Genomic DNA, 12,564 nt, shown 5'->3' on the forward strand with positions numbered 1-12,564 from the left:
TTCCCAAGCAGATGCTTCGTTTCCAGGCCCGCAAGGTCATCGTCCTCCTCCTCGTCCTGCTCTTCGGCTGCGGGCTCGCATTGCCGAATCTGTTCTCGCCCGAGACCCGCAAGGCGATCGAGCAGGGCGCTCCGTCCTGGATTCCGAAGTTCCTGCTGCCGATCCATGCGGTCACGCTTGGGCTCGACCTGCAGGGCGGCTCGCACGTCCTGCTCGAGATCGACCGGGCCGATCTGATCCGCAGCCAGATCATGCAGCTGCGTGACGATGTCCGCCGCATCCTGCGCGAGGAGCGGGTCTCCTTCCAGGGCGGCATCGGCCTGACGCCGCGCGGCGTGCAGCTGCGCGTTCCGGATGCCGCCGACCGGGCCAAGCTGTTGCCGAAGTTCCGCGAGCTGGCGCAGCCGGTCGGGACCCTCGGCGCCTTCGGTCCCTCCGGCAACCAGACCATCGAGATCAGCGAGACGCCCGAGGGTGTGATCCAGCTCAACGTCACCGAGGCCGGATCGAACGAGCGCATCCGCCGCGCCGTCGAGCAGGCCATGGAAGTGCTGCGCCGGCGCGTCGACGCGCTCGGCACGACCGAACCGAACATCCAGCGCCAGGGCCTCGACCGCATCCTGGTGCAGGTCCCCGGCCTGCAGGATCCGCAGCGCCTGAAGGACATTCTCGGCCAGACGGCCAAGCTGCAGTTCCGCATGGTCGCGGATTCGCCCGGCGGCGATGTCGACATGCTGCCCTCGCAGGATGCCGGCGGACAGCCGATCCCGGTGCAGCGCCAGGTGATCGTCGAGGGCGAGGACCTGATCGACGCGCAGCCGGCCTTCGACCAGCGCACCAGCCAGCCGATCGTCAATTTCCGCTTCAACATCCGCGGCGCCCAGCGCTTCGGCCAGGCGACCACCGAGAATCTCGGTCGCGCCCTGGCGATCGTGCTCGACAACAAGGTGATCTCGGCCCCGGTCATCCAGTCGCCGATCACCGGCGGCTCCGGCCAGATCTCGGGCAACTTCACGGTCGAGGCGGTCAACAACCTCGCCATCCTGCTGCGCGCCGGCGCGCTGCCGGCGAAGATGACGATCGTCGAGGAGCGCACCGTCGGCCCCGGCCTCGGACAGGATTCGATCCAGGCCGGCAAGATGGCGACACTGATCGCGACCGTGCTGGTCATCCTCTACATGATCGGCACCTACGGCATCTTCGGAGCGATCGCGAGCGTCGCGCTGCTCGTCCATGTCTGTCTGATCTTCGGCCTGATGTCGCTGCTCGGAGCGACCATGACGCTGCCGGGCATCGCCGGCATCGTGCTCACCATCGGCACGGCGGTCGATTCGAACGTGCTGATCTATGAGCGCATGCGCGAGGAATCACATCTGGGCCGCTCTCTGGTCTCGGCGCTCGAGGCGGGGTTCACCCGCGCCTTCGCCACCATCATCGACTCGAATATGACCATGCTGATCGCGGCGGTCGCGCTGTTCTCGCTCGGCTCCGGCCCGGTGCGCGGCTTCGCGGTCGTCTTCATCCTCGGCATCCTCACCACGGTCATCACCGCGGTGACGCTGACCCGGATGATGATCGCGTTGTGGTATCGCCTGGCGCGGCCCAAGACCTTGCCGTTCTGACGCTGCTGATTCAGGAGACTTAAGAGCATGCGTCTGCTTCGCATCGTTCCGGACAATACCCGTTTCAAGATCGTCCGCTTCCGGCGGTTCTCGTATCCGTTCTCGGCGCTCTACTCGATCCTGACGCTGGTGCTCTTCGTCACCGTCGGGCTCAATTTCGGCATCGATTTCCGCGGCGGCACGCTGATGGAGATGCAGGCCAAGAACGGCAAGCCCGACATCGCCCATGTCCGCCAGACCGCGAACGCCTTCGGCTTCGGCGAGGTCGAGGTCCAGGAGTTCGGCAGCGGCGGCGAACTCTCCATGCGTTTTGCGCTGCAGCCCGGCGGCGAAGTGGCGCAGCAGGGCGTGGTGACCAAGGCGCGCGCCGCCTTCGCCCAGGACTATGATTTCCGCCGTGTCGAGACCGTCGGTCCACGTGTCTCGGGCGAGCTCGTCCAGGCCGGCACGATCGGCGTCGTGCTCGCGATCATCGGCGTGCTGGTCTATCTCTGGTTCCGCTTCGAGATGCAGCTCGCGATCGGCGCCATCGTCGGCACGATGCACGATATCGTCCTGACGCTCGGCTTCTTCCTGTTCACGCAGCTCGAATTCAACCTGACCTCGATCGCGGCGATCCTGACCATCGTCGGCTATTCGCTGAACGAGACGGTGGTGGTGTTCGACCGCACGCGCGAGCTCTTGCGCCGCTACAAGACCATGCCGGTCGAGGAGCTGCTCGATCTTTCGGTGAATTCGACCCTGTCGCGCACCGCGATCACCTCGACCACGACCGTGCTCGCGCTGATCGCGCTGGTGCTCTTCGGCGGCACGGCGATCGAGGGCTTCGCGCTCGTCATGCTGTTCGGCGTGGTGGTCTGCACCTATTCGGCGATGTTCATCTCGACGCCGGTGCTGCTCTATCTCGACGTCCGCGCCGGCCGGCTCGACCAGAGCGAGGATGCCGCGGAGGCCAAGGCCCGCGTCTGAGCGGGCTTCGCCGGGGCTCGAAAATGACGCGTTTCGACGGCTTCGTGCCCGGCAGGCACCTGATCGACGCCTTCGGCGCCGGCGGTTTCCGATTCGCCGAGATGAGCCATCGCGGCTCGATCCTGGCGACGCCGGGCGGGATCAGGATCTGGCCGGTGTTGCGCTTCGCCGAGCTGACGCTGGAGAGCCTCAAGCCTGTCTTCGACGAGGCGGAGGCGATCGACTTCCTGATCCTCGGTATCGGCCACGAGATCGCCTTCCTGCCGCCGAGCCTGCGCGATCCGCTGCGCGAGGTCGGGATCGCCGTCGAGGCGATGGCGACGCCTGCGGCGGCGCGGACCTATAATGTCCTGGTCGGCGAGGAGCGGCGCGTGGCGGCGGCGCTGATCGCGGTGGAGTGACCACGTCATGCTCGGGCTTGACCCGGGCATCTCGGGTCTGTGCTGCGCTTCGCCCGAGAATGGACGGGTGTCGATCAAATCCCATCGGCCATGCCCGGCCCGCGTAGCCAATCGGGAATGGTGGGCCTAGACTGCCGGCGACTTCGGATCGCGCTGCGGCGATCGCAGGAGGGCACATGACAACCGAAACCGAGCATCGTGCCGGCACCGCACCGGCACCGTTGTCGCAAGCCTATGCGCATTGCGCGGCGCTGTTGCGGGAGGCCGATCCCGACCGCTATCTCGCTTCGCTCTATGCGCCGGAGGCGCTGCGGCCGGGGCTGCACGCGCTCTATGCCTTCAGCCATGAGGTCGCGCGCGTGCGGGAGCTGGTCAGCGAGCCATTGCCGGGCGAAGTTCGCCTGCAATGGTGGCGCGACGTGCTGGAAGCTGGAGACAGCGGCGGAGGATCGGCACATCCGGTGGCCCAGGCGCTGCTCGACACGGTGCGGCGCTTCAGATTGCCGGTTGCGCCGCTCTCGGGGCTGATCGAGGCGCGCGTCTTCGATCTCTATGACGATCCGATGCCCTCGCTCTCGGATCTGGAAGGCTATGTCGGCGAGACCTCGAGCGCGCTGATCCGGCTCGCCTGCCTCGTGCTGGCGCAGGGGCGCGATCCTGGTGGTGCGACCGCTGCCGGCCATGCCGGCGTCGCCTATGCGCTGGCCGGGCTGATGCGTGCCTTTCCCTGGCATGCGGCGCGGGGACAGGTTTATCTGCCGGCCGACATCCTCGCCCGCAACGGCGTCACCCGCGAGGACATCGTGCGCGGGCGCGGCGGCCCCGGCGTCGACTACTCGCTGAAGGAATTGCGGGCGCTGGCGCGGATCCATCTGCGCAAGCTGAACGATCTCAGCGCGACCGTGCCGGCGGCGATCCGGCCGGCCTTCCTGCCGGTGGCGCTGGTCGAGCCCTATCTGAGGGTGATGGAGCGGCGCGGCTATGATCCCTACCGGACCATCGTCACGCTCTCGCCGCTGCGGCGGCAATGGACGCTCTGGCGCGCCTCGCGGGGGCGCTGAGGCGAAGATCGTCGCTACCTATGGTGGTTGTGCTCGCGGGAGGTAGCCATCGGCGCGCCTGCGACGCGCCGATGGCTGTAGGGTGGGCCGTTATTCGTGCACCGAGCGATTCTGGATGACCAGGATCGCGAAGATCGCCAACGCACAGCAGGCCATCAGATAGGCGGCGACATAGGTCGGCCGGCCATCGGCGGCGCCGACCAGCGCCTGGGCGATCAGCGGCGTCGGCCCGGCGACCAGCACTCCGTTGAGCTCGCGCGACATGGCGAGGCCCGAGAAGCGATAGCGCGTCGGGAACAGGTTGGTCAGGAAGGCTCCCTGCGCGCCGGCCATGGCGCCGAAGCCGATGCCGTAGCCGAGGCTGATGCCGAGCGTCGACCAGAACAGGCTGCCGGTGTCGAACATCCAGAACAGCGGATAGGCCAGCAGCAGCACGAACAGTGCGCCGCCCATATAGACCCTGGCGCTGCCGATCCTGTCGGCGAGCGTGCCCATGAAGGGCACGCCGGCAATGCCGAAGAGCGAGCCGATGGTGACGGCGATCAGCCCGTCAGTGCGGGCCATGCCGACCGTGTTGGTCATGTAGCTCAGCGAGAAGGCGCTGAGGATGTAGGCATTGGCGTTGTGGCCGGTCACCGAGAGGAAGCCGAACAGCACCTCCTTCGGGCTCTTGCGGAAGAGTTCGCCGAGCGGGACCTGCTGCTCGTGCTTCTTGGCTTCGGCGCGGGCCATGGCCTCGACATATTCCGGGGTCTCGTCGAGATGCTTGCGGATGTAAATCGCGACGAGGAAGAGTGCGCCGGAGAGCAGGAAGGGCACGCGCCAGGCCCAGCCGAGCAGCACCTCTTCCGGCAGATAGGAAATCACCAGGAAGGAGAGCGTCGCCAGCATGATGCCGACCAGCGTCGCCGCATTGGGCAGGCCGGTATAGAAGGCGCGCCGGTTCGCCGGGGCGTATTCGGCGACGAGGACGATCGCGCCGGCGAGTTCGGCGCCGGCGCCGAAGCCCTGGACCAGGCGCAGCAGCACCAGCAGGATCGGTGCGGCGATGCCGATGCTCTGATAGGTCGGCAGCAGGCCCATCGCGACGGTGGCGAGGCCCATCAGCAGGATGGTGAGGATCAGCGCCGGCTTGCGGCCGAACTTGTCGCCGATATGCGAGATCACGATGCCGCCGACCGGCCGGGCGAAATAGCCGACCGCGAAAGTCGCGAAGGCGGCGAGAAGGCCGGTGGCGGGCGACAGGTTGGGGAAGAACAGCTTGTTGATGATCAGCCCGGAGGCGGCGCCGTAAAGCGCGTAGTCATACCATTCGATGACCGTGCCGACCGTTGCGGCGGTCACGGCCTTGCGGATGTTCGCGGCGCTGGCCTGCGGCCGCGAGCTATGCGTACTAGTCATAATTTAGAGCGTCTCCAGTCCTTGGTCCTGCATTTGAAGCGGGACTGTTAGAGGCCTGGAGCAGGCGCAGCCACGGCCTCAGGGCCTGCCTGCCATGCATCGGGCGACCGCGCCGGAGGCGCTCGCGTCGCCGCCGGCGCATGCGCTGAGGAAGCCGCGAAGAGGTTCCTGGAAGCTATTGAATATCAAAGGCTTGCGAGCGCCGCTTGCGTACCTGATTCAGCTTACGGAAGGGCATGGTCAGCGCCGCCGCGCAGGGCGGCGGCGTTCACATTCGTGTGGGTGTAGCCGCTGCTACTCGGCCGCCCGCGCTTGCGTGCCCGAGATCCAGCCGTCGAGCGCGCTCTTCGCCCTTGCCGTGAGCGCCTGCTTGCGGGCGACGCTCTTGGCCGGGCCTTTCAGGCGCTTTCCGTCCGGGCCATGGCTGGCGACGCCCTCGATATGCGGGAACAGGCCGAAATTGATGTTCATCGGCTGGAAGGAGCGCGGGCCCTCGTCGATGGTGACGATATGGCCGCCGGTGATGTGGTTGACCAGCGCGCCCAGCGCCGTCGTCGCCGGCGGCGGCTCCAGTTCCCGGCCGAGCCGCTCGGCAGCGGCGAGGCGGCCGGTGAGCAGCCCGATCGCGGCGCTCTCGACATAGCCCTCGCAGCCGGTGATCTGCCCGGCGAAGCGCAGGCGCGGATCGGATTTGAGGCGCAGGGTCGGGTCGAGCAGCTTCGGCGAATTGAGATAGGTGTTGCGGTGAATGCCGCCGAGGCGCGCGAATTCGGCGTTCTGCAGGCCGGGGATCATCCGGAAGATCGAAGCCTGCTCGCCATATTTCAGCTTGGTCTGGAAGCCGCTCATGTTGAACAGCGTGCCGAGCGCATTGTCCTGGCGGAGCTGGACGACGGCGTAGGCCTTGACCGTCGGGTTGTGCTTGTTGGTCAGGCCGACCGGCTTCATCGGTCCCCAGCGCAGCGTCTCGCGGCCGCGCTCGGCCATGACCTCGATCGGCAGGCAGCCGTCGAAATAGGGCGTGCCCTCCCATTCCTTGAATTCGGTCTTCTCGGCGGCGAGCAGTGCGTCGATGAAGGCCTCGTACTGGTCGCGGTCGAGCGGGCAATTGATGTAGTCGGCTCCGGTGCCGCCGGGGCCCGGCTTGTCGTAGCGCGACTGGAACCAGGCCGTTTCCATGTCGATCGAGTCGAAATGGACGATCGGGGCGATGGCATCGAAGAAGGCGAGCTCGTTTTCGCCCGTCAACGACTTGATGCCCTCGGCCAGGGCCGGCGAGGTCAGCGGGCCGGTGGCGATGATGACCTTGTCCCATTCGGCCGGGGGCAGGCCGGCGATCTCGCCGCGGTCGATGGTGACCAGCGGATGCGCCTCGAGTGCCGCCGTCACCGCCTGCGAGAATCCGTCGCGGTCGACCGCGAGCGCACCGCCGGCCGGGACCTGATGGGCGTCGCCCTTGGCCATGATCAGCGAATCGAGTCGGCGCATCTCCCAATGCAGCTGGCCGACCGCATTGCTCGTCGAATCATCGGAGCGGAAGGAATTGGAGCAGACCAGCTCGGCCAGCCCCTCCGTCTTGTGCGCGTCGGTGCCGCGTACCGGGCGCATCTCGTGCAGGATGACGGGAACGCCGGCCTGGGCGATCTGCCAGGCGGCTTCGGAGCCGGCGAGGCCGCCGCCGACGACGTGGATGGGTGAGGTGCTCATCGCCGCGATGTGTCCGCGCGCGCGCGGAAGGTCAAGGGGCAGGAGGCGTGTCAGGCCCCAAAACGCAAAATGCCCGCTCGAAAGCGGGCATTCGCTCTTCGACCAGACCGAGGGGAGGACACGGTCCGGGAGAAATCAGGCGTCTTGTGTTCAGACCGCGGCGTGCGAGCGCGCGACGAACTGGATCTCGGAGCGCGAAAGGCCGAGATCGTCGAGCTCGCGGTCGGTCAGACGGGACAGCTCACGGACGGTCTCGCGGTAGCGAAGATAGGCGCGGATCTTGGCGGCGATCATGGTGACGAACATGGTGGTTCTCCTTGTTATTGCAGGGCTCAACCCCTGACAGCGATGAATTCGTTGTGCACTGCATATAGAGCGATCAGCCTGCTTATTGCAGGGGCTGTTCCATCAGTTCCGTTATGCTCTGGATGCATGGTGAATTAAGAGACCGTTTGGAAAGTTCCCCAGACCCGCGCAGGGCGCTTAACAATTCGGTAGGAACTGTGAAATTCGTGCCTTTAATCTGGGCAAATCGGGCGATCGGCGACGGTGCTTGAGGAAGATGCCCAAATATGCGTCGAAATGCCCGGATCTGCCATGCGATGTTGCGCCGCAATATGGCTGGGGCCGGCGCAGCCGCCGAAAGAGGGCGCTCACCATGACGGGTTTCGCATATGCGATATGGTCGCGAGGGCGCCGTTCGGCAATGTCAGGCCGGGCCTCGCAAGCGGGAGGCGAGGGCGCGGCAGGAGAGGGCGAATGGGCAGCTATGGCTATTGCGAGCGCACGGATCCGTCGTTCTGGGCCGAGCCGCTGAATGCGTGGAGCAACGGCGCCTTCCTGCTTGCGGCGCTGGCCGGTCTGATTCTGCTGTGGCGTGTGCGCCGCGCCGACTGGCCGGTCGCCATCTTGATTACCCTGGTCTTCGCCATCGCGATCGGCTCGTTCCTGTTTCACACCATGCCGCGGCGCTGGACGCTGCTTGCCGATATGGTGCCGATCCAGCTCTTCGCCTTCTTCTATTTCGGTCTGGCGCTGCGACGCTTCTTCGGGCTGGCGCCGGCGGCCGCGTTCCTCGGCACGCTCGCCTTCCTGGCCGCCTCCTCGGCGCTGGCGGCAGTTCTTGCGCTCTGGCTGCCGCCGGTCCTGCGCGGCTCGGCCGGTTATGCGGGCTTCGTGCTGGCGCTGTTCGGGGTCGCGGCGGCTCTGGCGGTGCGCGGACAGGCCGGCGCGACCGCCCGCCAGATCGGGCTGGCCGGCCTCGTCTTCGGGCTGTCGCTGACCTTCCGCTCGCTCGATGGTCTGGCTTGCCAGCACGTGCCGTTCGGGCTGCACTGGGCCTGGCATCTGCTCAATGCGACCGTGCTCTACCTGCTGCTGCGTGCGGCGCTCACGCATCGCAGCGCTTCAACTCGCATCTAGCACTGCCGCCGGTCGGGCGCTGCTCAGCGCACGACGACCACGCCGCGGCGCGCCGGCACGACGACGGTGCCGCGGCGGGCAGGGGCGACCACGACCGGGGCCGGGCGGCGGACCGCGACGGCACCGCGCGGGCCCGCGCAAGCGGCGCCGCGAACCCCGCGGGCGCAGGCCGTGGCGTCGGCCGGCGTCGAGATCGCTGGCGCCAGGGCTAAAAAGCCGCCTGTGGAGACGGTGAGCAGGACAGCGAATCTCAGAAGGCTGTGCATGGCGGCATCTCTCCGTTTCGGGGATGGTGAGCCTTGTTTCCTGCGTCGCGGCAACTGGCGGCGCTGCATCTGATGGTCTGCCCCGCTCTGGTGTTCCGCAAGGGAATTCTGTCTCGCTCAGGCTGCCGGGGCGCTTGACTATGCGTGATCTATTATATAACAAATTAATTATATAAGGAGATGGAGATGAATAGGCTCGATGCCGCCTTTTCGGCGCTCGCCGATCCGACCCGACGGGCGATCCTGGCGCGTTTGGCGCTGGGTGAGAGCACGGTGATGGAGCTCGCCCGGCCGTTCGAGATGACCCAGCCCGCGGTGTCGCGGCACCTCAAGGTGCTCGAGGAGGCGGGGCTGATCATCCGGCGCGCCGAGGGCACGAAGCGGCCCTGCAGCCTGGCGCCGACGGCGCTGAACGAGATCGACCAGTGGCTCGGAATGCTGCGCCGGGCACTGGAGGCGAATTACGACCGGCTGGACGCGGTTCTGGCCGAGATGGAGCCCGGCAAGGAGAAGGATGGCAGATGAGCAGACTGACCCTCGAGACCGAAGGCGACACCCATGTCGTCGTCACCCGCCGCTTCAGGGCTTCGCCCGAGGCGGTCTATCGCGCGCATACCGAGCCGGAGCTGATCCAGAAATGGCTGCTCGGGCCGGATGGCTGGACCATGCCGGTCTGCATCAACGAGGCGCGGGCCGGCGGCCGCATCCGCTATGAATGGAGCGACGGCAACGGCAATGGTCTCGTCCTCACCGGGGAATATGTTTCGCTCGAGCCTTTCGGCCGTATCGTCCATGTCGAGCGCTTTCACATGCCGGACCCGACGCCGGACAATCATGTCGAGACCCGCTTCGAAGCGGATGGAGCTGGCACGCTGATGACCATGCGTATGACCTTGCCGGACAGTGCGACCCGCGCCGCCATGCTGGCGACCGGTATGGAGGACGGCATGGAGGCGAGCTACGCCCGGCTTGACGCCGTGGCTGGCTGATTCTGTTCGCTTTCGGCGCGGTGTTCAGCACTTGGACGGGGCCTTTGCGGCCCTGTCCTCCTTTCGGCTGGGCCCGCAGCCCTGCGTTTCCCGCACTGCCCCAAGACGGTCCGGTCGGTTGACCCTTGGGGAGGGCGTCGACAAGCTTCCACAAAACATAGGGGGAAGCGATGTCCGACTTGGCTGCCACATTCGATCTGGAATCTCTGAAGACCCGACTCTATTCAGCCGTGCTTTCGGACGTGCTCGACCAACTCGGCTATCCGAGCCAGGCTGTGAAGCCCTTCGTTCGGCCGGTCGACGACAATGCGATCCTCTGCGGCTTCGCTCGCACCGGTCTCTACATGAAGCGCTATCACCTGCCCGAAGGGCATAATCCCTACGCGCTCGAAATGGACCTGATCGACAGCCTGAAGCCCGGTGAGATCCCGGTCCTGGCCTGCGACGGGCCGACCGACCGGATTGCGCCCTGGGGCGAATTGCTGACCACCGCCTCGATGGTGCGCAAGGCGGCGGGCTGCCTGACCGACGGGCTGGTGCGCGATGTCCGCCGCATCCGCGAACTCGGCTTCCCGCTCTTTCACGGTGGCATCGGCCCGCTCGACACCAAGGGCCGGGCCGAGATGATGGCGGCCGACGAGCCGGTCGAGGTCGCCGGCGCCCGTGTCGAGCCCGGCGATTTCATCTTCGGCGATGTCGACGGCGTCGTGATCGTGCCGCGGAAGATCGCGGCCGAGGCGGTCAAGCTTGCCCTCGAGAAGATCGAGGCCGAGGACAGCACGCGCGACGAGCTGCTGGCGGGCGCCAGCCTGCGCTCGGTGTTCGAGCGTCACGGCGTGCTCTGAACCTGCACGTCATGCTCGCCCTCGTGGCGAGCATCCATGTCTTGAGCGCCGCATGCGATCAGTGAAGGCGTGGATGGTCGGGATAGGCCCGACCATGATGGTGGCGCGGTTGACGGCCGCCCTCAGCTGCACTGATCGAGCAGGCGCGAGGCGGCGGTGATGCCGCTGAGCGAAAAGGTGTAGCTGGTGTCGTTGCCGCGGGCCGAGGTCGCCTCCAGCACCATGGACGAGCCCGCCTTCATCGCCGCGAGCAGGTCGCTCTCGCGCTCCAGCCGGTTCAGCCAGGCGCCCTTGCCGAGCGTCAGCATCTGGAATTCCGCATCGCCGATGGTGATGCGGACCACCGAATCCTTGGCGAATTCATAGCCGGTCTGGAAGCTGGTCTCGGTGTTACTTGTCTTGCCATCACTGGTCTGCACGAAGAAGAATACATCTCCATGTCTGAGTTGTTCAGGCTTTGCTGTTGTCGGAACACTCGAGATGTAGCAACGCTGGCTATTGCCGTTCTGATAGGACGCAGCGTTCCAATCCTTGAACTGCCCCATGGACTTGGCGGGGCTAGCCTGTGCCGTGCCGGCAGCGGCAAGAAGCAGGATCACCGCTGGCACCGTCAGTTTCATCATGGCCTCATCTCCTTTTCCTGCGCAAGGGATGAAACCTCGGAGATTAACGAGGCGTAAAAAAGATCGTCAAAAATGCGTGGGGTGACGATCCGCGTCAGGGGGACGGGGCGGCTGCGATGCGGGCCAGCGCGGCCTGCCACTGGTCGTCGTCGAGCACGATTCCGAAGCGGTTTTCGAGCGCCCGGCGCAGCGCGGCGTCGTCCGCGATTTGCTCCGGCAGCGAGGCTTCGCCGAGCCGGTGCTCGGTCAGCCGGCGGTCGAGCAGGGTCAGGCGGCCATGCGGCAGGATGCGGGCGGCGCGCAAGGTGAAGGTGAAGGCCGAGGCCGGATGGGTCGCGACATAATGGTTCGCCACCACCTCGTCGATCGCCGGCACCGGCTGCAGCGTGAAGCGGTAGAGCAGGCGCCATTCGCCTGATATCTCGGCGCGCAGCCACCAGTCCTCGCCGCCGCGGTCGAGCCGGTAGGGCTCGTGCGGCGTCTTCTGCGGGGCGCCTTCTGCGAGGCGCAGCGGCCCGGTCAGCGTCATGCCGCCAAAGCCGACATCGGCGATCAAATCCTCGCCCTCGCAGATGACGCGCAGCAGCTTGTGGGTGCGGGCGACCTGCGCATCCTCGGCCTGGCCCATCAGCACGCGTCCGCCGAGCGCCGTCACCGGAAAGCCGAAGGCCTCGAGCACCGCATGGAACAGGGTGTTGTGCTCGAAGCAGTAGCCGCCGCGCCGCTCGCGGACGAGCTTGGCGAAGACCTCCTTCAGCGCGATGCGCACGCCGCGGCCGGCGAGTGCGTCGAAATTCTCGAAGGGGATCGCCTGCGGGTGCAGGAAGTGCAGCCGCGCCAGGGCCACCCGGGTCGGCGCGACCTCGCCATCATAGCCGATGCGGGCGAGATAGGCGGAAAGGTCGTCCGGGGCGAGCATGGTTGCCTCAGCGCGGCGGCAGGGCGGCGTAATAGGCCGCGATCGCCGCGACCTCCTGGACCGTCATATGGCGGGCCATGAAGCGCATCTCCTTGTGCGGGCGCTTGCCGGCGCGGAAGGCCATCATCTGGTTGAACAGGTATTTCTCGTTCTGCCCGGCGAGATGCGGCACCTCGGTATCGCGCGCGATGCCGTCCTCGCCATGGCAATAGGCGCATTGCTCTATCGGCGACGAGCGCGGCTCGGCCATGGCCGGAGCGGCGCCCGTAGCCAGCACCACTGCCGCGGCCCAGCGCCGCACGCTCCGATATCGTCCCGTCAACGTTCGAATCCCCCGCT

The 12,564-nt window shown here is 66.7% G+C and carries 15 protein-coding genes; 8 read left to right on the forward strand and 7 right to left on the reverse strand.

Translation table 11 applies throughout. The features are described 5' to 3' along the window. Nucleotides 1-11: 11 nt before the first annotated feature. The 4 genes from secD (at nt 12) to ACWGRX_RS00605 (ending at nt 4,053) form a co-directional block, all read left to right on the forward strand. Nucleotides 12-1,622, forward strand: a complete 1,611-nt coding sequence (secD, locus tag ACWGRX_RS00590) for a protein translocase subunit SecD (RefSeq protein ID WP_452115993.1) — start codon at nt 12-14, stop codon at nt 1,620-1,622. A 27-nt stretch (nt 1,623-1,649) separates the two neighbouring features. Next, nucleotides 1,650-2,591 (forward strand): protein translocase subunit SecF, encoded by a 942-nt coding sequence (secF, locus tag ACWGRX_RS00595; protein ID WP_291638728.1) that lies wholly within the window; start codon nt 1,650-1,652, stop codon nt 2,589-2,591. A gap of 23 nt (nt 2,592-2,614) precedes the next feature. Continuing rightward, a complete protein-coding gene (locus ACWGRX_RS00600; RefSeq protein ID WP_452115994.1) occupies nt 2,615-2,992 on the forward strand; it encodes an Mth938-like domain-containing protein in 378 nt (125 codons plus the stop codon). A gap of 176 nt (nt 2,993-3,168) precedes the next feature. Then, nucleotides 3,169-4,053: a phytoene/squalene synthase family protein gene (locus tag ACWGRX_RS00605; RefSeq protein WP_452115995.1), complete on the forward strand. Its 885-nt coding sequence runs from the start codon at nt 3,169-3,171 to the stop codon at nt 4,051-4,053. Nucleotides 4,054-4,143: 90 nt separating this feature from the next. On the opposite strand, the gene ACWGRX_RS00610 is transcribed toward ACWGRX_RS00605, so the two are convergent. From ACWGRX_RS00610 to ACWGRX_RS00620, 3 genes are all read right to left on the reverse strand, one after another. After that, entirely contained in the window at nt 4,144-5,454 is a 1,311-nt protein-coding gene (locus ACWGRX_RS00610) for an MFS transporter (RefSeq protein ID WP_291638731.1), read from the reverse strand. A gap of 294 nt (nt 5,455-5,748) precedes the next feature. Continuing rightward, nucleotides 5,749-7,161, reverse strand: coding sequence for a methylenetetrahydrofolate--tRNA-(uracil(54)-C(5))-methyltransferase (FADH(2)-oxidizing) TrmFO (trmFO, locus tag ACWGRX_RS00615; protein ID WP_452115996.1), 1,413 nt, complete (start codon nt 7,159-7,161; stop codon nt 5,749-5,751). Between the two features lie 150 nt (nt 7,162-7,311). Next, entirely contained in the window at nt 7,312-7,467 is a 156-nt protein-coding gene (locus ACWGRX_RS00620) for a DUF1127 domain-containing protein (RefSeq protein WP_083533033.1), read from the reverse strand. 453 nt (nt 7,468-7,920) lie between these two features. Here ACWGRX_RS00620 and ACWGRX_RS00625 point away from each other — a divergent pair, with 453 nt between their 5' ends. Then, nucleotides 7,921-8,583 (forward strand): ceramidase domain-containing protein, encoded by a 663-nt coding sequence (locus ACWGRX_RS00625; protein ID WP_452115997.1) that lies wholly within the window; start codon nt 7,921-7,923, stop codon nt 8,581-8,583. A 23-nt stretch (nt 8,584-8,606) separates the two neighbouring features. Here ACWGRX_RS00625 and ACWGRX_RS00630 read toward each other — a convergent pair whose 3' ends face one another. Further along, complete coding sequence (locus tag ACWGRX_RS00630; protein WP_452115998.1) at nt 8,607-8,849, reverse strand: hypothetical protein; 243 nt, start codon at nt 8,847-8,849, stop codon at nt 8,607-8,609. A gap of 186 nt (nt 8,850-9,035) precedes the next feature. On the opposite strand from ACWGRX_RS00630, the gene ACWGRX_RS00635 reads away from it, so the two are divergent. From ACWGRX_RS00635 to ACWGRX_RS00645, 3 genes are all read left to right on the forward strand, one after another. Beyond that, nucleotides 9,036-9,374 carry an ArsR/SmtB family transcription factor gene (locus ACWGRX_RS00635; RefSeq protein ID WP_452115999.1) on the forward strand — a complete coding sequence of 113 codons (339 nt, stop codon included), beginning with the start codon at nt 9,036-9,038 and terminating at the stop codon, nt 9,372-9,374. Next, on the forward strand, nt 9,371-9,838 hold the full coding sequence (locus ACWGRX_RS00640) for an SRPBCC domain-containing protein (RefSeq protein ID WP_452116000.1): 468 nt from the start codon (nt 9,371-9,373) through the stop codon (nt 9,836-9,838). Before ACWGRX_RS00635 ends, ACWGRX_RS00640 begins: the two co-directional genes overlap by 4 nt. Before the next feature lie 170 nt (nt 9,839-10,008). Next, complete coding sequence (locus ACWGRX_RS00645; protein WP_452116001.1) at nt 10,009-10,683, forward strand: RraA family protein; 675 nt, start codon at nt 10,009-10,011, stop codon at nt 10,681-10,683. A 122-nt stretch (nt 10,684-10,805) separates the two neighbouring features. On the opposite strand, the gene ACWGRX_RS00650 is transcribed toward ACWGRX_RS00645, so the two are convergent. From ACWGRX_RS00650 to ACWGRX_RS00660, 3 genes are all read right to left on the reverse strand, one after another. Further along, a complete protein-coding gene (locus ACWGRX_RS00650; RefSeq protein WP_452116002.1) occupies nt 10,806-11,306 on the reverse strand; it encodes an invasion associated locus B family protein in 501 nt (166 codons plus the stop codon). 94 nt (nt 11,307-11,400) lie between these two features. Further along, nucleotides 11,401-12,225: an arylamine N-acetyltransferase family protein gene (locus tag ACWGRX_RS00655; protein ID WP_452116003.1), complete on the reverse strand. Its 825-nt coding sequence runs from the start codon at nt 12,223-12,225 to the stop codon at nt 11,401-11,403. Between the two features lie 7 nt (nt 12,226-12,232). After that, nucleotides 12,233-12,526 (reverse strand): c-type cytochrome, encoded by a 294-nt coding sequence (locus ACWGRX_RS00660; RefSeq protein WP_452116004.1) that lies wholly within the window; start codon nt 12,524-12,526, stop codon nt 12,233-12,235. Nucleotides 12,527-12,564: the final 38 nt, after the last annotated feature.

It is taken from the genome of Allobosea sp. NPDC055594, from assembly GCF_053618995.1.

Excerpts from the sequence above, each read along its gene's own strand:
- secD (WP_452115993.1), top strand. The coding sequence starts at position 12 with ATGCTTCGTTTCCAGGCCCGCAAGGTCATCGTCCTCCTCCTCGTCCTG.
- ACWGRX_RS00650 (WP_452116002.1), bottom strand. The coding sequence starts at position 11,306 with ATGATGAAACTGACGGTGCCAGCGGTGATCCTGCTTCTTGCCGCTGCC.
- ACWGRX_RS00610 (WP_291638731.1), bottom strand. The coding sequence starts at position 5,454 with ATGACTAGTACGCATAGCTCGCGGCCGCAGGCCAGCGCCGCGAACATC.
- trmFO (WP_452115996.1), bottom strand. The coding sequence starts at position 7,161 with ATGAGCACCTCACCCATCCACGTCGTCGGCGGCGGCCTCGCCGGCTCC.
- ACWGRX_RS00620 (WP_083533033.1), bottom strand. The coding sequence starts at position 7,467 with ATGTTCGTCACCATGATCGCCGCCAAGATCCGCGCCTATCTTCGCTAC.
- ACWGRX_RS00605 (WP_452115995.1), top strand. The coding sequence starts at position 3,169 with ATGACAACCGAAACCGAGCATCGTGCCGGCACCGCACCGGCACCGTTG.
- secF (WP_291638728.1), top strand. The coding sequence starts at position 1,650 with ATGCGTCTGCTTCGCATCGTTCCGGACAATACCCGTTTCAAGATCGTC.
- ACWGRX_RS00630 (WP_452115998.1), bottom strand. The coding sequence starts at position 8,849 with ATGCACAGCCTTCTGAGATTCGCTGTCCTGCTCACCGTCTCCACAGGC.
- ACWGRX_RS00600 (WP_452115994.1), top strand. The coding sequence starts at position 2,615 with ATGACGCGTTTCGACGGCTTCGTGCCCGGCAGGCACCTGATCGACGCC.
- ACWGRX_RS00640 (WP_452116000.1), top strand. The coding sequence starts at position 9,371 with ATGAGCAGACTGACCCTCGAGACCGAAGGCGACACCCATGTCGTCGTC.
- ACWGRX_RS00655 (WP_452116003.1), bottom strand. The coding sequence starts at position 12,225 with ATGCTCGCCCCGGACGACCTTTCCGCCTATCTCGCCCGCATCGGCTAT.
- ACWGRX_RS00635 (WP_452115999.1), top strand. The coding sequence starts at position 9,036 with ATGAATAGGCTCGATGCCGCCTTTTCGGCGCTCGCCGATCCGACCCGA.
- ACWGRX_RS00625 (WP_452115997.1), top strand. The coding sequence starts at position 7,921 with ATGGGCAGCTATGGCTATTGCGAGCGCACGGATCCGTCGTTCTGGGCC.
- ACWGRX_RS00645 (WP_452116001.1), top strand. The coding sequence starts at position 10,009 with ATGTCCGACTTGGCTGCCACATTCGATCTGGAATCTCTGAAGACCCGA.